The sequence below is a fragment of the Sphingomonas sp. UV9 genome, assembly GCF_004101245.1.
Lineage (GTDB): Bacteria > Pseudomonadota > Alphaproteobacteria > Sphingomonadales > Sphingomonadaceae > Sphingomonas.
Genome location: NZ_SCIN01000006.1, coordinates 36,049 through 53,439, shown reverse-complemented (window position 1 = coordinate 53,439; position 17,391 = coordinate 36,049). Strand labels below are relative to the sequence as shown.

The following is a 17,391-nucleotide window of genomic DNA, read 5'->3' as shown; positions in this document are numbered from 1 at the left end:
CTGCGAGCTAGCCGACCAGCTCGTCGCCGGGTGTCTCGACCTGCTCGATCATCGGCCCGTCGTAAGGCCGAACCAACGCCAGCGCCTCGTCCTGCGAGCCGTCGAGCCAGGTCGTAAAATCTCGGGGATGAAGGATCGCCGGCATCGCCTTGGGATGCCACGGCGATACGATCGCGTTGGGTGCCGTCGTGACGAAGGCATAGGCGTCGCCGAGCCCGGTCGGCCGCCATAACCCGGCGAAGAACGCGATCGGCTTGTCGGGGATGGAAAACCACATCTGCCGGGGCTTGCCGTCGTCGCCCATACCGCCTTCCGGGTGCGGCTCGGCAAAGTGCGTGAACGGGACTAGGCAGCGGCGATCGGCGCTAGCGATCGACGGCCGCCACATCGAAGATGCGAGGTTGCGGGCGTTGGTCACGTACTTGTCGAGCTTCACCGCCGGATCGCGCTTGCTCGGCACCTGGGTTGGGAAACCCCACTCCATCGCGACCGGCTCCAAGGGCCGGTTGCCTTGGGCCGATAGTCGCACGACGAGACCGTGCCGCGCTGTCTTCTTCCCCGTGGGGAAGATCTCGCGCGGCACCGGATGGTTCTCCTCTTCAGGGTAGGGCGGATCGAACCCGGCCGCGCGCATCACGGCGGCCTGCTTCGCCGAAAGCCGATACCTGTTGCACATGCTGCTCTCCCTGCCGCTATCGGCTCCGGTCCTTATCGCGCGGTGCCGGGCTTGCTGCGCGTCCCAGTTCGGTGTCCAACGCGCCGCCCGTCTTGATCCGATCGGCGACGAGCTGACGGGTCGACTCCCCGATCGTTCCGATCATGCGGCTACTCTCGCCTCGATCCCGCGCCGTCTGCATCGCGGCGTCGACGATCGCCTGCGCGGGCGCGAGGCGCGGATCGGCGTGGTTCTTCTCGGGCGTGTTCTTGACGAACTGCTCGGCAAGCCGCTCCTGGCCCGGCGAATGTCCGGGTGGCAGGACGGGGCGCTCCAGCGCGCGGACCGCGCGCTGGACGTGCGTCGGCTGCTGGCCATTGATCTGTACGCCGAGCGCCGCGCCGATCTCGCGAACGCGCTCGAGCGGGGTCTGCTGGGGGCCGACGACGGCATCGACCTGCCGGACGCCGAGATAGGTGAGAAGGTGCGTCTGGTAGACCGGCCCCTTGGCGTGGCGGACATAGGCCAGCTCGGTGCGGGCGTTCGCGATAGCAGCGGACGGCGCACCCTCCTTAATCATCCCGCGCAACCGGTCGGCCGCTTGCTGGCGCGCAGCGGGCAGGTAGCGTTCGAGCTCTTCGCGCGCCTTGGCGAGCGTCACCCTGTACCGCTGCCCTTCAGGCGGGGCGCGTTGCGGAAGCATGGCGATCCCGGCGGGACCGATCCGCGCTTCGGGCGCAGGGTCTCGCCGGATCGCCGCGCCGGCAAGGACCGCGGTCATGCCGCGGTGATCGCCGGTCAGGAAGCCGTGGCGGGAGGCCTCCATCCATGCAGTCTTGTCGATCAAGGCGATCCGGATCGGATGACCGGCATCGCGCGCGAGCTGCGCCGCGTGATGACGCATCGTGCGCCCGTTCCCTTCGCGAAAGGGATGGATGGCGTTGATCTCGTTGATGTGATTGCCGAGCCGGTCGAAGAACTCGTCTCGGGGAAGGCCGCGAAAGCCTTCCTTCGCCCGCGCATCGGCGAACAGCTTGTCCAATTCGCGCGCGAGGTAGGGGACGGCAGCGAAGCTCGATCCACCCTTGGCGATGTTGACGGTGCGGTCCTGGCCCGCCCAATCGTAGAGGTCCTGGAACAGGTGCCGGTGGAGTGAGCGATAGCCGTCTGCGGTCGCGGGAAAGGTCAGGCGCGCGGCCTCGGCGCCGCGCGCCTGGGTAAGGCGCCGCTCAGCTTCGGTGAGCGTCTTTTCCTCGGTGATGCCGAGCCGGTTTCGAAGGGTGTCCGTGCCCGGATAGGTATAAGGATCGCTCACCGGCGTCAGGCGGCGATCTGGCGCGATCCGGGCTTATAGAGACCGAGGATGATAGACGGCATCACCGCTGGCGGGACGCCCTCGTCGAGCATCATCGCGAACATCGCGTCCTCGTCGGGCGTTGGCGTCATGTCCTCGATGTCGAGGTTGGCTCGCGCCTCCGCCACATCCTCGCGCCACAAGGCGACCTGCTCGGGTGTCCCGCGCTCGAAGTCCATCAGCCGGATGCGCTCGCGCAGCGTTTCGATATCGATCTGGGCCATCGCGTCATCCTTTCTCGCTCATACACTACACCCAACGGCGTGATTTCTCAATAAATCACTGCCGGTTTGTAACCGTGCGCCGTGCCGTTCCGGGCGCGGCGCATGGGGGGGACGATCAGTATTCGCTCGCCAGCATGATCGTCAGCACCCGCTTGGTCCGCTGCTCGTCCCAAGGTGCGTCGCTGCCATAGGTGAGCGTGGTGTCGTAACAATCGACTTTCCAGAAAACGGACGCGGCGATCTGCGCGGCATCATCCGGTCGTTCCTGCGTCCACTGCCCCGACGCGAGGCGATACACTGCGCCGAAATCATGCTCTCCATAAGGGTCGTTGTCCTCCCCGAACGCGGAAAAGCCGATGATCGCGGCCAGCGCAGCAAGGCGATCGGTGTCGGCGAGGGCGTAAAAGCCGCTCGTCACGTTGGCGATTGAGGTGTGTCCGGGACGCTCGCGCGCGGCGTCGTTGAGGCGACGGATGGTGTCGATCTGCTCGGGGGTCGGCATGGTTGTCCTCCTTCTGGCATGGGCCGCAAGGCCACTCGGCCTCACGGCCCTGCCTGTCCGGCGAGGACGGGATGGGGAGGGGGAGCGAGAATCTACCGCTGGCGCGGGCGAGCCGCCCTAGCGCGGCCGATGCCCTGCAGGGCGTCGGGTGCCGCGCTCGGCGGATTACACGGGCGGTCGATTGTCGTTCGGGAACGAAAGGGCAGCACCCTTGGCGTTCCCCTCGCGCCGCTCGCGACGGCGATCGGCGCACTATGGCGCGGCGCGGATCTCCGCGCGGCTGCTGATCTGGGCGGCGACGCCCCGCGCGGCGATCGTCATGCTGGCGTGAGAACCCGCTTGGGACGAGGGCCTTCGCCGGTGGCGCGGCATAGCCGAAGGCTCTCGGCGTACTAGGCGATTTTCTGCTTTCGTTCTCGGCTCGGCTGACTCATAGAATCGTCATGCCGATCATGGCCGAACATCGCTGGCTCTATCCGATCGACTGGCCCGAGCTGTCGAAGCTGATCCGCTTCGGTCGTGCCAAGGGGCGATGCGAGCATTGCCGGCGTCCGCACGGTCGGCGCGTGTTCCATCTGGGCGACGGGCGATGGTGGGACACCGATCGTCGGCACTGGCGCAACGGGCGGGGGCGGCGGGTCCGCCCGCCCGAACACGGGGTGGCGACGATCGTGCGCGTGACCCGAGTTTATATCGCGTGCGCGCACCTCAACCACGATCCGACAGACAATGCGGCGCGCAACCTGGCTGCGCTTTGCCAGCGCTGTCACATGATCCACGATGCGGCCGAGCATCGGCGACGGCGCTGGTTCAACGCCTACCGACGTCGCGCGCTCGGCGACCTGCTGGCGCTCCTGTCGTAAACTCGAAGTCGCCACGGCGCCGCCCGGCCTCGGTCGGGCGGCGCCCGCGGGCCTGAAAGGGCCGCGGGCGCGACGGCCATGCGGGGCATGGCTGTCGCGCCGGCGACGGGGCCGCTCATGGACGCAACGCTGGCAGAGAGGGGGCCGATCTGCACCGGCCCCCGATAACGCCTCACGCCATCTCGTCGTCCGCCATCTGATCGTCTTCCGCTCCCTCGATATCATCGCCGTGGATGTCGGCGTCGAAATCCACCGGGTCATGCTCGGGCTGATCGAACGCACCGATCTTCATCGGGGCGGGAAGCCAGTTCGCAGGCAACCGTCCCGACACGTTTACCGCAAGGTCGGCCTTCTTCTTGATGCTCGCGCAATTCTCGGCGCTGGGGCCACCGACTTCCTCACGTAAGAGGTCGATCATCGCGGCGCGGCGCATCTTGTCGAACAGGCCGATGGGGGCACTCCAACGTGCGGCGATGTCCACCCCGCTCGCCCGTGCGATCTGCTCGAACCGATGGTGCCGTTGCCCGGGGGAACCGCCCGCGAACAGGGTGCCGTCCACAGTCATCGCGACCAACCCGGCGAGCAACGCCATCTTGTCGTCGGCCTCCATCGCGCGGATCGCCTCGAACCGGCCTTCGGCGGGGATCGATGCGAAGCGGGTCGCCATCGTGTCCTCGACCGGACGAACGTCGCTGGTCGCCATCAACTCCTGCGCCACGTCGATCGCGACCGTTTTGGCCTGAACGTCGATCGCCATCTGGTAGCTGTGCGCGCCGTGCAGCAACTGACCCGCAAGGCTGTCGAGCATGATGTCGAGCGCCAGCGCCGGGTCGGACGCGACCGCTTCCTGCACGATCTGCGTCTTGATGCGCGACAGGTCGGCGATCAGGCTGTTGCTGTAGAACGGCGTCGGGCCGTCGTGGGTCGCCTTGGGCTTGGGTTCGGCCTTTGCCCGATAGAAGCTCTTGCCGATCGATCCGTCCTGCGAAACCCACAGTGCCACGCCCCCGACCGCCACCTGCTCGCGGTTGAAAGCGCGCAAGCTCTCGGTGATCGCATCGCGCTCGGCGGACAGCGGCTCGATCCTCTCGCTGTCTTCGCCCTCGGCTTCCGCGATCCGCTCGATCTCGGCGTCGATGGCGTCCATCCGTGCCGCTTCGGCCTCGGTCGGCTCGCGCGTGGCCGGATACATGCTGCCCTTCATGTAGAGGTCGTAAGGGCGGTCCAGTTGGGCGCGGACCTCATGCCAACCGATGCTGCGATATTCGTCGGCGATGGCGTCCAGCTTTTCCTCGGCGAGTTCCTGCACGAGTTTGGGCTGGTCGGCGAAGCCTTCCGCGCCTTGGCTGAACAGGTCGACGGTAATGGTGCCGCCCTTCTCGACATAGGCATCGCGACCGACGAACAGGAATGCGCCGTGGGTCGTGTCGACCTTCTCGGTGGTGAGCATCCGGCGGATGGTGTGGGCGTGGCCGTTCGCCGCCTTGGCGACCTTCATCTGCTGGTCGTGGTCGTCTGTGAGGGTGAGCGCGCGCGCGGCCTCGAGCGACAACTGGTCCTTGGCGATCAGGTCGATCAGAGACGGAGCGAGCGCGGAAAGGCGGAGCATCTTGTAGACGAAGCTGACTGCCTGACCGAACCGGGCGGCGATTTCCTCGGCGTCCATGCCGGTGTCGCGGAGTGCGGCGAAGGCGCGGATGCTGTCGGCGGGGTGCATGTCCTCACGCTGGAAGTTCTCGGCGAGCGACAGTTCGATCGCCTCTTCCTTGCTCCGCAACTCGACCGGGAAGGTGTCGCTGTTCTTGACCCGCTTGCGCTTCACCAAGACTTTGAGGCCGCGATAGCGCCGCCCTCCGGCGAACACGTACAACAGGCCGTCTTCCTCATAGGCGACGAGGTTCTGCAACAAGCCGTGCGCGTCGATGTCGTCGGCCATTGCCTCGATCGCTGCCGGTTTCACGCGGCGCTGATTGAGCGGGGAGAGACGAAGCTGTGACAGACGGGGATGGATGATAGCCATGACGATGTTCCTTGATCTGGAATGGTTCGATGTCGGGGAGGGGGTCAGCCTTCGAGGCTCGCGAGTTCGTCGAACTCGGCCGATGCGCGCGTCGCGCTGCCGCCCGCGTAGGTGACGCCGGTACGGGGATAGAAGAACACGCGCTCGCCCTTGCGGTAGGGGGTGCCGTCGGCGCTGGTCCCTTGGGCTTTCGCCCGTTTCCAGTACGGATCGCCGGTATATCGGGTGTAAGTCATTGTCCTTTCTCCTTCTTTCGAGGCGCAGCCGGTCGCTGCTGCAACCGGCTCTGCCTCTCCGGCGAGGAGCGGGATGGGGAGGGAGGAGGAAAATCGACGGCCTGGCGCGGGCAGGCCGCCTAGTGCGGCCGACACCCCCAAAGGGTGTCGGGTGCCGCGCTTGGCGGACAACACGGGGCTGTCTATTTTCCTTCGGGAACGAAAGGGCAGCAGCCCTTGGTGTTCCCCGCGGCGGATGGCCTCCGGGGGAGGGCATCGACGCCGATCGGACATTGCTCGCGCGCTGCGCGTCCTCAGGTGTGCCACGTGGCACACCTCACGCGAGGATCGTCACCCGGCAGGGACGAGACGCCGGCACGGTGGCTCGGTCGGCGCGCGTCAGCGTGCCGATAGAGCCGTGCCCGGCAGGGTCGCGCGCCCTATTGTCAGCAGGCTTGTTCGGGCTTCACATGGTCAACAGCGGCGAACCGGAGATCACATGCCTCTCATCTTGAAACGAAGCGTGCTTGTGGTGTTACTCTGCGTCGCGGGGCTGGGCGCTGCTGGAATGGCTCTCTGGGCTATCAATCTGGTCATCCGGATGTTCGCGCGATGACTTTTCGGTAGTCGGGCATCGATGCGATCAAGAGATGCGAAAGTCGGATCGGCTGACGGTGCTGGCAGATATGAAAGACGCACGACCGTCACGGCACGCGCCTGACGTGCTGACGATCGTGCCCGGGATCAACGAGCGTGGATGGAAGTAACCTCCGCCACGGAGCCGCGCATCCTCATGGCAAAGTCGACCCTCTGCCCGACTTTCACGGTCTTGAGCAGTGCCGGTGGGATTGCCGTGAACGCCATCGTCATCGCAGGCCAGCCCAGTGCCGCGATCGGCCCATGCTGGATCGTCACCTTGGCGGCCTTGGGATCGATCGCGGTCACGACGCCACTGCCGCGACCGACCTTCACGGCCCCCTTCATCGGCATGCCCTGCATGGAAGCGCTCGACTGCGCCGATGCTGTGGTCGTTGTCAGGCCCGCGAGGGCGGCGAGTGCCAACAGGGTCTTCTTCATAGCGTATTCCTTTGCAGCGGTGGGACTGGGGTCGAAGGGTGAGGGGAACGCCGGGAGCGCCGCAGCAGCAGGAACGCTGCCGGCAGTACCAGCATCGAGAGCAACGGTGCGGTGAGCATGCCTCCGATCATGGGAGCCGCGATCCGGCTCATCACTTCGGAGCCGGTGCCTGTACCGATCAGGATCGGAACCAGGCCAGCCAGGATCACCGCGACCGTCATAGCCTTGGGCCGGACACGAAGGAGGGCGCCTTCGCGCACGGCAGCCTCGACTTCGGCATCGTCCGGCACCGGGCCTCGGGCATCCAGCGCATGCTTGAGGTAGATCAGCATCACCACGCCGAACTCGGCCGAAACACCCGCGAGCGCGATGAACCCGACACCGGTTGCGACCGATTGGTTGTAGCCGAGCAGATAGAGCAGCCATAGACCGCCGGTGAGCGCGAACGGGAGCGTGCCCATCACCAGCGCGGCTTCATCGAGCCGGCGAAAGGTCGCGTAGAGCAGCAGGAAGATGATGACCAAGGTCGCCGGAACGACGATCTTCAATCGCTCGACTGCGCGCTCCAGATACTCGAACTGGCCGGTATAGGTGACACTGACGCCGGGCGGCAGTTTTACCTTGGCGGCGATCGCGTTTTGCAGATCACGAACGATGGTGGTGAGTGGCGCGCCGCGTCCGTCGATGTAGATCCACGTCACCGGTCGACCGTTCTCGCTGCGCAGCATCGGCGGTCCATCGGTGATGCGAACGTCGGCGACGGTGCCGAGCGTGATCTGCTGCCCTGCCGGCGTCAGCACGGCCAGGTTTCGCAAGCCATCGATGCTGTCGCGCAGCTCGCGCGGATAACGCACGCTAATCGGATAACGCGCGAGGCCTTCGACGGTCTGGCCGATCGTCTCTCCGCCGATCGCGCCCGACACGATCGACTGCACGTCGGCGACGTTGAGGCCATAGCGTGCCGCGGCGGCCCGGTTGATATCGACATCGATATACCGCCCGCCGGTGAGCCGTTCGGCCAGCGCCGATCCGACCCCGGGCACGGTTTTCGCGACCTGTTCGATCTCGCGCGCGGCTGCATCGATCTCGGCGAGGTTCGCGCCTGCCACCTTGATGCCAATCGGACTCTTGATGCCGGTCGACAGCATCTCGATCCGATTACGGATCGGGGGAATCCAGAAATTGGCGAGGCCCGGCACCTTCACCGCCTTGTCGAGCTGATCGATCAATTTGTCCTGCGTCATGCCCGCGCGCCACTGATCCTTGGGCTTGAAGCGGATCGTGGTCTCGAACATTTCGAGCGGGGCAGGGTCGGTCGCGGTGTCGGCGCGGCCAGCCTTGCCGAACACGCTTTCCACTTCGGGTACGGTCTTGATGAGCCGGTCGGTTAGCTGAAGAAGCTGGCCGGCCTTGGCGGTCGAGATGCCGGGCAGCGCGGAAGGCATGTAGAGCAGGTCGCCCTCGTTCATCTGCGGGATGAACTCGCCGCCTAGCTGGCTGATCGGCCAGAGGCTGGTCGCAAACACGAGGCCGGCGATAACCAGCGCCTGTTTCGGCCGCGCCAGTACCCAGTCGAGCGCGGGACGGTAGATGCGGGTGAGGACGCGGTTGATCGGATTGGCATTCTCGGACGGAATGCGCCCGCGGATCAGTAGCCCCATCAGCACCGGGATCAGCGTGATCGACAGGATCGCAGCGCCCGCCATCGCATAGGTCTTGGTAAAGGCGAGTGGCGCGAACAGCCTCCCCTCCTGACCCTGAAGCGAGAAGATCGGCACGAACGAGAAAGTGATAATGAGAAGGCTGAGGAACAGCGCCGGGCCGACCTCGACCGCTGCCGCGGTGATGACGCGCCAGCGCTCGCCACCCGCTAATGTCTCATCGGGATGATCTTGCGCCCAATGCTCGAGATGTTTGTGCGCGTTTTCGATCATGACGACGGCCGCATCGACCATTGCGCCGATGGCGATGGCGATGCCGCCCAGCGAGAGGATATTGGCGTTCAGTCCCTGCACGCGCATCGCGATAAAGGCGATCAGGATACCGAGCGGGAGCGTGAGAATGGCAACCAGCGCGGAACGGACGTGCCAGAGGAACAGCGCGCAGACGAGCGCCACGACGATGAACTCCTCGATCAGCTTGGCGGTCAGATTGTTGACCGCGCGATCGATCAGGCCCGACCGGTCATAGGTGGTGACGACCTCCACGCCGGGTGGCAGGCTCTTCTTCAATTCCTCGAGCCGTGTGCGTACCCCGTCGATCACCTCGCGCGCGTTCTTGCCCTGGCGCATCACGATGACGCCGCCTGCAACCTCACCCTCGCCATTGAGCTCTGCCAACCCGCGCCGCATTTCCGGACCGATCTGAATTGTGGCGACGTCGCCGAGTGTCACGGGGACGCCGCCAACCGTCTTGAGCGGAACGCCGCGGAAGTCGTCGAGCGTCTTCAGATAGCCGGTCGCGCGGACGATATATTCCGCCTCGGCCATCTCGAGGACCGATCCGCCGCTCTCCTGGTTGCCGCGCTTCAGTGCCTCGGTCACCGCCTCGTGGGTGATCCCGTAAGCGGCCAGCTTCTGCGGATCGAGGACGACCTGATACTCTTTCACCATCCCGCCGATGCTCGCGACCTCGGCGACCCCCGGCACGGTCTTCAATTCGTAGCGCAGGAACCAGTCCTGGATGCTGCGGAGCTGTGCGAGGTCGTGACGCCCGGTCCGGTCGACCAGCGCATATTCATAGACCCAGCCCACCCCGGTAGCATCCGGGCCGAGCGATGCCTTCGCACCCTCGGGGAGGCGGCTTTGCACCTGGCTCAGATATTCGAGGACGCGGCTGCGCGCCCAATAGAGATCGGTCGCGTCGTCGAACAGGACATAGACGAAGCTGTCGCCGACGAACGAATAGCCGCGCACCACGCGTGCGCCCGGCACGGACAGCATCGTCGTCGCGAGCGGATACGTGACCTGGTTCTCGACGATCTGCGGGGCTTGGCCCGGATAGGTGGTGCGGATGATGACCTGGAGGTCGGACAGGTCGGGCAGCGCATCGACCGCGGTCGAGCGCAAAGCGCCCACCCCGACGACGATCAGCGCGAGAGCTGCGAGCAGGACGAGGAAGCGCGCCTTGACGGACGCCTCGATAATCCGCGCGATCACTTCGTGTCCCCCGTGATCGGGCGCGCGGCGATTCCGGTCAGGCTCGCCTCGCTATCGAGCAGGAACTGGCCCGATGCGACGACCTTCTCGCCTGATGCCAATCCGGCGAGAATTTCGGTCTGGCCGCCCGCCTCGCGCCCGATACGGACCTCGGCCGGTCGGAAACGACCCTTGCCGTCGGCAAGCATGACCAGCGTACGCTTGCCGGTGCGGATCACGGCTTCGCTCGGCACCAGCAGCGCGGTGTCGGACGTGCCGCCCAGATGGACGGTCGCGAACATGCCGGGGCGCAGGCGACCGCCCGGGTTACGCAGCTCGATCCGTACCGTGAGCGTCCGGCTGTCCGCCTGCGTCGTCGGCAAGACGGCGATGACGCGGCCGGTGAAGCGCTCGCCAGGAAACCCCGCCAGCTCGGCATTCGCGGTCTGCCCGACTTTGACTGCGGTTGCGCGGACTTCCGGCACTGCAGCGTTCAACCAAACCGTGGCGAGGCCATTGACCTGCGCCAGCGTCTGACCGGGTGCGAGCGTAACGCCGGCGCGGGCATCGAGTGTCTGGATAACGCCCCCGATCGGGCTGCGGATGGTGCTCATCCCGCGCCCGCCCGCCACGCCGCCCGGAATGCCGATCAGTCGAAGACGCTGGCGTGCGGCAGCGATCAACGACGGGTCGCCGGTCTTGCGCACCGCTTCATATTCCCCCTGAGCGCCGCCCCATTCGGGGACCAGCACGTCGGCGATCGGCGCCCCGGCACGGATTATGTCGCCCGGTGCGCGGCCATAGACCCGCTGGATGAAGCCAGCGGCACGTGCCTGCACGATTGCGATGTCGCGCTGATTGAAGTCGATTGCGCCGGTCACATCGAGCGTGCCGGCCAACGTGCCGGTGGTCGCGGTCGCAAGCCGGATGCCGAGGTTCTGCATCGCCGAAGGGTCGATCGTGACGCCTGGCTTTGCCGTTGGGCCGCTACTCGCGTCGGCATATTTGGGGACCGTCTTCATCCCCATCGACGACAGGGAATCCGGATTGTCGTAATGCTCCTGCGGCACCATCGGGTCGTAATAATAGAGAGGCTTGCGAGGGGTGTCCGTCGTCCCGGCGGCAGGTGCCCCATCATGCGAACCGGCCAGATAATAGCCTCCAGCGCCCGCCACGAGGGCGACAGCGGCAAACGTCGCCGCGAGCTGCGACCGTTGAAGTGACGTGAGGGTCATTGGTCGGTGCTCCCGAACAGAAGAATGAGCCGCGCGCCATCCGCGGCGACAGTCGCCTCGCGATCGAGCGTGGTGAGGACCGCATCGGCAAGCGCGGCATGCGCGTCGGCGATGTCGGTGAGGGTGGCGCGCCCGGCGCTGTAACTGCCGGTCTCGAGCGTCACCCGCTGCTCGGCGAGCGGCTGCAGCACGTCGCGGGCGCGCGACCATTGCGCGTGGTGCATCGCGTGATCGGCAAGACCTGCTTCGAGATCGGCGGTCAGTTCGCGCAAACTCGCATCTGCGCCGGCGCGTGCACTGTTAGCATCGGCAGCGCGGGCCGCGATCAACGGTTCCTGACGCCGCTTTTTGAACAACGGCAGGCCGATCGTGACCCCGGCAGACACATAATCGCCGAACCGGGGATCGCGGCGTTGGTAGGACAGATCGACGCCGAAATCGGGACGCCGTTCGGCCTCGGCCATGCGGAGGTCGGCATCCGCGCGACCGATGGTGGCACCGGCCAACACCAGCGTCGGATGCTCGCGAAGCGACGCGCGCAGGCGCGCAGGCTCTACCGTGAAGTCCGGGATCGGACCTGCGATGTCGGGGTCGGCTTCGCCCGTCCAGCGCGTGAGGTCGGCGCGCGCGCGGCCGACCATCGACACCAGCTCGTCGCGACGGTCCTGTAATTTCGCAACGGCTTCGCGCCCGGCGAGCACCTGCGCTGGCCGCGATGCACCCGACGCGACCGCACCGGGTGACGCTTTGACGAAGCGGTCGAGCCGGTGGAGCACCGTGTCGAGCGCCGTAAGTCTACGCTCGGCATATGCGAGACTGATCCATGCAAGCGCGGCCTGGACCTTGACGATGCGGGCCTCCACACCGGTCTCTGCGTCGGCGACGCCTATGTCCGCTTCGGCGCGACCACGTTGCGCGCGACGCTTGGCAAGATTGGGAATGTCCTGCGAGACACCGACGCGCGCCCAGGTGAAGTTATCGCGCTGTGGCGCGAACGCGAGCGGTCCCGAGATCGGAAAGCTGTCGATCCCGAGCGCGAGCTTGGGATCGGGCAACTGTCCTGCGGCGCTTCGCGCCGAACGCATAGCATCCGCACCGAGCGACTTCGCCTTGATGGACGGCGCGTCGGCAGCGGCTTTTTGCAGCGCCGCGTCGAAGGTCAGCGGTCCGGCAATCGCCGGCATACTGACCGACGCGAGCGCGAGCCATACCAGCGCGCGCGACGCGCGGCGGCGTAAGGGGGTTCGCATTTCATCATGTCCTGATCCTTGAGTTCACATCGCGTCGTACCCGGCGCATGCGCGCCGGGTCGCGTGACGAGCACGCGCGCGGACTTGAAATCAGATCAGGATCGAAGGAGGTTCTGGCTCGGGGGCGGTCGAACGGCCGCGCAAGGCTGCGAAGATACCGATCTGCTCATCACGATCGGAGCGGGCCGCAGCCTGGAGAACCATCGATGCGTCGGACAGCATCATCGATCCGCCCGACGCCATCATAGCGATGCAGCCGGCCAAGCCGCACTTGCACGGCTTGTGAGATGCGTCCTTCTCCATCGCCGACATGCAATCCGGCATCGACGCCATGTCGCTCGTTGCCATCGCTGACATGTCCATCGCACCTGCCGGGGCGGCAAGCGCCTGGGCCGGCTGCTGCACAGCAAGCCCGGCCATCACGCCGATCAGCATCAGGAAAAGAAATAGGCGCTTCACATGCATTTCCTGCGGGGCGCCTTTGAAACTGTCAATCGGCCAAGTCTTTTTCGCGAGATCATCAATTTGGTTACATGTGAAATCGAAAGCCCCGCCCTGTTGCCCGTCCTTGGGAAAACAGGGCGGGGCAACACCCGTTATTGCGGGCGCTTACCGTGCTTGCGGAGCCACGCCTGTAGCTCTGCAATATCCTTTTCCTGCTTGGTGATCGTCATCTGCGCCATCTGCCGCGTCTCGGCATCCTTGGCGTCGCGCACCGCGACACGCGACATGGTGATCGCGCCGCGGTGATGCTCGATCATCTTGCGGGTCCACATTTCCGATGGGTCGCCCTGCTTGGCGGCCATCATCTTCTGGTGCATGTCCATCTCGGCCTGCCCGTAGGGATTGCCGGCCATCATCGTGGCCATGTCGCCGTGGTTCATGCCCTTCATCTGGCTATGATCCATGCCCTGCATCCCGCCCTGCTGCGCGAGCGCGGGGGTGGCGAGGATCGCAAAGGCTGCAAACATCGGTATCAAACGCATTCTCGATCTCCTCGGTGATTACTCAACCTTCTACGCGGCAAAGCATCGCATCCCTCACGCCTTCAGCGGATCGGCTGTAGGGTGTTCACCCCGGCGCTCTCGTCGGTTTCGGGCGGGGGAGGGGGAACCTGCTTGTCGCGGTAAGACGGTAGGTCCGGCGCGCCGTTCGGCGTGGGGTGCGCTTCCAGCCGCGCAATCATCCGCTTCATGTCTGTGATTTCGCGAACCTGGGCATCGATGATCCCATCGGCCAGTCGGCGAACTTCGGGATCTTTGATGTGCGCCCGCTCGCTCGTCATGATCGCGATCGAGTGGTGTGGGATCATCGCCTTCATATAGCTCACGTCGTCGACCGTCTCCTGGCTGCGGACCAGCCATAAGGCGAGCGCGAAGACTACGACGCTACCGGCCAGAATCGCCAAATTGACGGTCCGGTTCTTATACATCGACCACATGAAGCCGAGCATGATGACGCCCATCGTCGCTCCCATGACGACGGCCATCCACATTCGGGTCTGGCTATATTCGACGTGACTCCACGTGTAGGTGTTCAGATACATCAGACCGAACATCACGATGGTCGAAGTCGCGATCATCGCGGCAAAACGACCGTAACCCGTTCCGCTACTTTTCTCCTGGTTATCCATCTTCGTGTTTCCCTATTTGCGCCCCCGCGTCTTTCATCGTCAGAACCACACCCGCACACCGGCCACGAAGCTGGTAGTGGTCGGATCTTTGCCCTCGGCGCGTGTGAAATCGGCGGTACGTCCGGTCTGTGCGACATAGGAGACGCCGATGTACGGCGCGAACTGCCGCCTGATGTCGTAGCGGAGCCGGAGCCCCAGCTCGGCGTCGGTCAGCCCCGCGCCAAGCCGGTTTTCGGGCACGTCCTGCGCCGATAGATTGAACTCGACCCGCGGCTGAAGGATCAGCCGCTGCGTGATGCGCTGGTCGTAATACCCCTCGAGGCGACCGAGCAGATCCCCCTTGGTCGACAGGAACAAAGCGCCCTCGACCTCGAACATATAAGGCGAAAGACCCTCGAACCCGACGGTCGCATAGGTGCGGTTCGGTGACGGCTGGAAGTCGTGGCGGACGCCTGCCTGAAGGTTAAAGTACGGCCCGATGGCTCGACTGTAGAGCGCCTGAACTTCGGCACTTTCGACACCCTCGCGTAACGCGCCCTCGCCCTCGCTCTTCAGCCACAAGCGATTGATGTCACCGCCGAACCACGCCTCGCCATCCCAACGATATCCGTCGCGGCCTTGGCGTGCCTGATATTCGGCGAGATTGAACATGACCTGGTAGAAGGGCTGGCCGCCTTGCTCGAACATCATGTCGTGCCGCGCCTTGGCCATATCGGCCGGCGCGAACTGACGATCGGCGTAATGATCCATCGGCGGCGCGGGAGCCGGTGCGTTCCCGGCGGAAAGCGCCGTGCCGGTCTGCTCCATTCCAGGCATCGCCATCCCGACCATGCCCGGCATGGCCTGCATATCATGGCCGCTGTGCTGGTCGCCGGACATATTCATCCCCGGCATTGCCTGCTGAGCGCCCTGTGGAGCCGTTTGGCCGCTCGCGGGCATCTCCATTCCCGGCATGGATTGGGACGCGCCCGGCGCTGGCTTTGAGGCATCGCCGGGCATGGTCATGCCCGGCATTGCCAAATGGTCCATGCCCGCCATGCCGGCCATCGGGTCAGCCGTGGCTTTCGCGGGCGCCTTGCGCTTCGCGGCAACGGGTTTTGCCTTGGCGCGCTTGGCTGGCGCGGACGATTTGGCCGCAGGTTTCTTCTGAGCCGGCATCGTCATGCCGGGCATATTCATGCCCTGCATCGACTGCGCAGCGACCGGAGATGCGAGGGTGAGCATGGCGGCCGACGCCAACAGGGGAGCAAGGCGCGTCATGCGGCGTCTCCCCGCGGACGGACACTCACGGTTCGCATCATGCCGGCGTGCATGTGGTAGAGGAGATGGCAGTGGAACGCCCAATCGCCGACCGCATCGGCGGTAAAATCCCACGTCACCTTGCCGCCTGGCTGGACGATGACGGTGTGTTTGCGCGGTGCATGATCGCCGTGCCCCGTAACCAGCTCGAAAAAGTGGCCGTGGATATGGATCGGGTGCCCCATCATGCTGTCGTTGATGAGGTTGATCCGCACGCGCTCACCTTCGAGGAAGGGGATCGGCTCCATCATGTCGGACATCTTCACGCCGTCGAACGACCACATGAAGCGCTCCATGTTGCCGGTCAGGTGAATGTCGAGGCTGCGGCTGGGAGCCCGCACGTCCGGGTTGCGTTCCAGCGCCATCAAGTCCCGGTAGACCAGCACCTTGTGGCCGACATTCTCAAGCCCCTGACCGGGGTCGCCGGTGCGATCCATCGGCATCGGCGAGATCGTCTGGACACCCGGCCCCTTTTTGACCTGCGGGGCTTTGGAGAAGTCGCGCATCTTCATGGACCCCATGTCCATGCCGGCCATGCCCTGCTCGCCGCCCATCGAACTATGGTCCATCCCCGCCATGCCGCCCGCGCTGCCGCCCGTCGCCATCGCACCGTGGTTCATCGCCGAATGATCCATCCCTGACATCGTGCCGCCTTGCGGCATTCCGCCCATTGCCATCGCGCCTGCTGCCATGCCGGCGCCGGGGGTGGTGAGACCGGCGGACGGGTTTTTCTCATTGGTCGGGTCGGGGCCGCGCATCCCGCCGCTCGACATATCCATGCCCATGTCCTTCATCGTCGCGAGCGAGCGCGGACGAAGCGCAGGCACCTCGGCCGCCATGCCGGGGCGCGGGGCGAGCGTGGCGCGCGCCAAGCCGGATCGGTCGATCGCCTCGCCGACAAGCGTGTAAGCTCGGTCGTCGATCGGGGTAACGATTGCGTCGTAGGTTTCGGCAACACCGATCTGGAACTCGTCCACCTCGACCGGCATGACGTTTTGCCCGTCGGCCTGGACGATGCTGAGCTTGAGACCGGGGATGCGAACATTGAAGGTTGTCATCGACGATGCATTGATGACGCGTAGTCGTACGCGCTGCCCGGGCGTGAACAGCGCGGTCCAGTTGTCGCGCGGGCCGTGACCGTTGACGAGATAGGTATAGGCGGGGCCGGTCGCGTCGGAAATATCGGTGGGGTCCATCCGCATCTTGCCCCAATCGACGCGGTCCTTGAGCGGCTGATCCTTGCCGGAAAGCAGGCCGGCCAGGGTCTGACGCTGATAGTTGAAGTGACCGGGGTCGACTTTCATGTCGCGGAAGATGGTAGCCGGGCTCAGCTGGCTGTGGTCGGACAGCACGATGACATGTTCGCGGTCGGACTGCACCGGATCGGCGCCGGCAGGATCGATCACGATCGGCCCGTAATGCCCGAGCTGTTCCTGAAGCCCGGAATGGCTGTGATACCAATACGTGCCGTTCTGCCGTATCGGAAACTCATACAGGAAGTTCGATCGCGCCTTGATGCCGGGGAACGAGATGCCGGGCACCCCATCGAACTGCGGGGGAACGAGCAGGCCATGCCAGTGGATCGAGCTGTCCTCGTCGAGATCATTGATGACATTGAGACGAACGGTCTGCCCCTCGCGCAACCGGATCAGCGGGGCCGGCACGGTGCCGTTGATGCCGATCGCCTTGGACGCGCGGCCATCGATCATCATCGTCTGGCGCGCGATGCGGAGCGTAATGTCGCTGCCGGTGACGGTCGGCAGCGGCGTGATGATGCCTGCCGAATTGGTCTGCGCCCATGCCGGCATGTAGGCCGACAGCGCGATTCCGCCGCCTGCAAGGGCGGCACCGCGTAGCATCTGGCGGCGGTCGATAATGCGGCTCATACGATCCTCAAGGCTTTCGATCGGGGATGTCCCCCTAGCCT

At 65.3% G+C, this 17,391-nt stretch carries 16 protein-coding genes; 1 reads left to right on the top strand and 15 read right to left on the bottom strand.

Going from position 1 to position 17,391, the window contains the following annotated elements; genetic code table 11:
- Window positions 1-7: 7 nt before the first annotated feature.
- The 4 genes from EQZ23_RS19055 to EQZ23_RS19040 all read right to left on the bottom strand — a co-directional run bounded on the left by EQZ23_RS19055 (window position 8) and on the right by EQZ23_RS19040 (window position 2,735).
- Window positions 8-676, bottom strand: coding sequence for an SOS response-associated peptidase family protein (locus EQZ23_RS19055; protein WP_128456043.1), 669 nt, complete (start codon window positions 674-676; stop codon window positions 8-10).
- Window positions 677-692: 16 nt separating this feature from the next.
- Window positions 693-1,970, bottom strand: coding sequence for a Fic family protein (locus tag EQZ23_RS19050; RefSeq protein WP_128456042.1), 1,278 nt, complete (start codon window positions 1,968-1,970; stop codon window positions 693-695).
- A gap of 5 nt (window positions 1,971-1,975) precedes the next feature.
- Complete coding sequence (locus tag EQZ23_RS19045; RefSeq protein ID WP_128456041.1) at window positions 1,976-2,233, bottom strand: hypothetical protein; 258 nt, start codon at window positions 2,231-2,233, stop codon at window positions 1,976-1,978.
- 115 nt (window positions 2,234-2,348) lie between these two features.
- A complete protein-coding gene (locus EQZ23_RS19040; protein ID WP_128456040.1) occupies window positions 2,349-2,735 on the bottom strand; it encodes a DUF3768 domain-containing protein in 387 nt (128 codons plus the stop codon).
- 443 nt (window positions 2,736-3,178) lie between these two features.
- On the opposite strand from EQZ23_RS19040, the gene EQZ23_RS19035 reads away from it, so the two are divergent.
- On the top strand, window positions 3,179-3,598 hold the full coding sequence (locus EQZ23_RS19035; RefSeq protein ID WP_128456039.1) for a hypothetical protein: 420 nt from the start codon (window positions 3,179-3,181) through the stop codon (window positions 3,596-3,598).
- A 172-nt stretch (window positions 3,599-3,770) separates the two neighbouring features.
- Here the strand turns inward: EQZ23_RS19035 and EQZ23_RS19030 are convergent, their stop codons facing one another.
- From EQZ23_RS19030 to EQZ23_RS18980, 11 genes are all read right to left on the bottom strand, one after another.
- On the bottom strand, window positions 3,771-5,618 hold the full coding sequence (locus EQZ23_RS19030; RefSeq protein WP_128456038.1) for a ParB/RepB/Spo0J family partition protein: 1,848 nt from the start codon (window positions 5,616-5,618) through the stop codon (window positions 3,771-3,773).
- A gap of 44 nt (window positions 5,619-5,662) precedes the next feature.
- A complete protein-coding gene (locus EQZ23_RS19025) occupies window positions 5,663-5,854 on the bottom strand; it encodes a hypothetical protein (protein ID WP_128456037.1) in 192 nt (63 codons plus the stop codon).
- Window positions 5,855-6,577: 723 nt separating this feature from the next.
- The gene (locus EQZ23_RS19020; RefSeq protein ID WP_128456036.1) at window positions 6,578-6,910 is read right to left on the bottom strand and encodes a copper-binding protein; all 333 of its coding nucleotides are present in this window, start codon (window positions 6,908-6,910) and stop codon (window positions 6,578-6,580) included.
- A complete protein-coding gene (locus EQZ23_RS19015) occupies window positions 6,907-10,068 on the bottom strand; it encodes an efflux RND transporter permease subunit (protein WP_128456035.1) in 3,162 nt (1,053 codons plus the stop codon). The genes EQZ23_RS19020 and EQZ23_RS19015 overlap by 4 nt, the downstream gene beginning before the upstream one ends.
- Window positions 10,065-11,282 carry an efflux RND transporter periplasmic adaptor subunit gene (locus tag EQZ23_RS19010; RefSeq protein WP_128456034.1) on the bottom strand — a complete coding sequence of 406 codons (1,218 nt, stop codon included), beginning with the start codon at window positions 11,280-11,282 and terminating at the stop codon, window positions 10,065-10,067. Before EQZ23_RS19010 ends, EQZ23_RS19015 begins: the two co-directional genes overlap by 4 nt.
- The gene (locus tag EQZ23_RS19005; protein ID WP_128456033.1) at window positions 11,279-12,532 is read right to left on the bottom strand and encodes a TolC family protein; all 1,254 of its coding nucleotides are present in this window, start codon (window positions 12,530-12,532) and stop codon (window positions 11,279-11,281) included. Before EQZ23_RS19005 ends, EQZ23_RS19010 begins: the two co-directional genes overlap by 4 nt.
- Window positions 12,533-12,622: 90 nt before the next feature.
- Complete coding sequence (locus tag EQZ23_RS19000; protein ID WP_240663693.1) at window positions 12,623-12,967, bottom strand: hypothetical protein; 345 nt, start codon at window positions 12,965-12,967, stop codon at window positions 12,623-12,625.
- Between the two features lie 161 nt (window positions 12,968-13,128).
- Window positions 13,129-13,503, bottom strand: a complete 375-nt coding sequence (locus EQZ23_RS18995) for a DUF305 domain-containing protein (protein ID WP_128456067.1) — start codon at window positions 13,501-13,503, stop codon at window positions 13,129-13,131.
- A 77-nt stretch (window positions 13,504-13,580) separates the two neighbouring features.
- The gene (locus EQZ23_RS18990) at window positions 13,581-14,165 is read right to left on the bottom strand and encodes a DUF305 domain-containing protein (RefSeq protein WP_164913529.1); all 585 of its coding nucleotides are present in this window, start codon (window positions 14,163-14,165) and stop codon (window positions 13,581-13,583) included.
- A gap of 39 nt (window positions 14,166-14,204) precedes the next feature.
- Window positions 14,205-15,425, bottom strand: coding sequence for a copper resistance protein B (locus EQZ23_RS18985; protein WP_128456032.1), 1,221 nt, complete (start codon window positions 15,423-15,425; stop codon window positions 14,205-14,207).
- Window positions 15,422-17,350: a copper resistance system multicopper oxidase gene (locus EQZ23_RS18980; RefSeq protein ID WP_128456031.1), complete on the bottom strand. Its 1,929-nt coding sequence runs from the start codon at window positions 17,348-17,350 to the stop codon at window positions 15,422-15,424. Before EQZ23_RS18980 ends, EQZ23_RS18985 begins: the two co-directional genes overlap by 4 nt.
- Window positions 17,351-17,391: the final 41 nt, after the last annotated feature.

Excerpts from the sequence above, each read along its gene's own strand:
- EQZ23_RS19005 (WP_128456033.1), bottom strand. The coding sequence starts at position 12,532 with ATGCGAACCCCCTTACGCCGCCGCGCGTCGCGCGCGCTGGTATGGCTC.
- EQZ23_RS19020 (WP_128456036.1), bottom strand. The coding sequence starts at position 6,910 with ATGAAGAAGACCCTGTTGGCACTCGCCGCCCTCGCGGGCCTGACAACG.
- EQZ23_RS19000 (WP_240663693.1), bottom strand. The coding sequence starts at position 12,967 with ATGCTGATCGGCGTGATGGCCGGGCTTGCTGTGCAGCAGCCGGCCCAG.
- EQZ23_RS19035 (WP_128456039.1), top strand. The coding sequence starts at position 3,179 with ATGCCGATCATGGCCGAACATCGCTGGCTCTATCCGATCGACTGGCCC.
- EQZ23_RS18980 (WP_128456031.1), bottom strand. The coding sequence starts at position 17,350 with ATGAGCCGCATTATCGACCGCCGCCAGATGCTACGCGGTGCCGCCCTT.
- EQZ23_RS19055 (WP_128456043.1), bottom strand. The coding sequence starts at position 676 with ATGTGCAACAGGTATCGGCTTTCGGCGAAGCAGGCCGCCGTGATGCGC.
- EQZ23_RS18985 (WP_128456032.1), bottom strand. The coding sequence starts at position 15,425 with ATGACGCGCCTTGCTCCCCTGTTGGCGTCGGCCGCCATGCTCACCCTC.
- EQZ23_RS19045 (WP_128456041.1), bottom strand. The coding sequence starts at position 2,233 with ATGGCCCAGATCGATATCGAAACGCTGCGCGAGCGCATCCGGCTGATG.
- EQZ23_RS19030 (WP_128456038.1), bottom strand. The coding sequence starts at position 5,618 with ATGGCTATCATCCATCCCCGTCTGTCACAGCTTCGTCTCTCCCCGCTC.
- EQZ23_RS19025 (WP_128456037.1), bottom strand. The coding sequence starts at position 5,854 with ATGACTTACACCCGATATACCGGCGATCCGTACTGGAAACGGGCGAAA.
- EQZ23_RS18990 (WP_164913529.1), bottom strand. The coding sequence starts at position 14,165 with ATGGATAACCAGGAGAAAAGTAGCGGAACGGGTTACGGTCGTTTTGCC.
- EQZ23_RS18995 (WP_128456067.1), bottom strand. The coding sequence starts at position 13,503 with ATGTTTGCAGCCTTTGCGATCCTCGCCACCCCCGCGCTCGCGCAGCAG.
- EQZ23_RS19010 (WP_128456034.1), bottom strand. The coding sequence starts at position 11,282 with ATGACCCTCACGTCACTTCAACGGTCGCAGCTCGCGGCGACGTTTGCC.
- EQZ23_RS19040 (WP_128456040.1), bottom strand. The coding sequence starts at position 2,735 with ATGCCGACCCCCGAGCAGATCGACACCATCCGTCGCCTCAACGACGCC.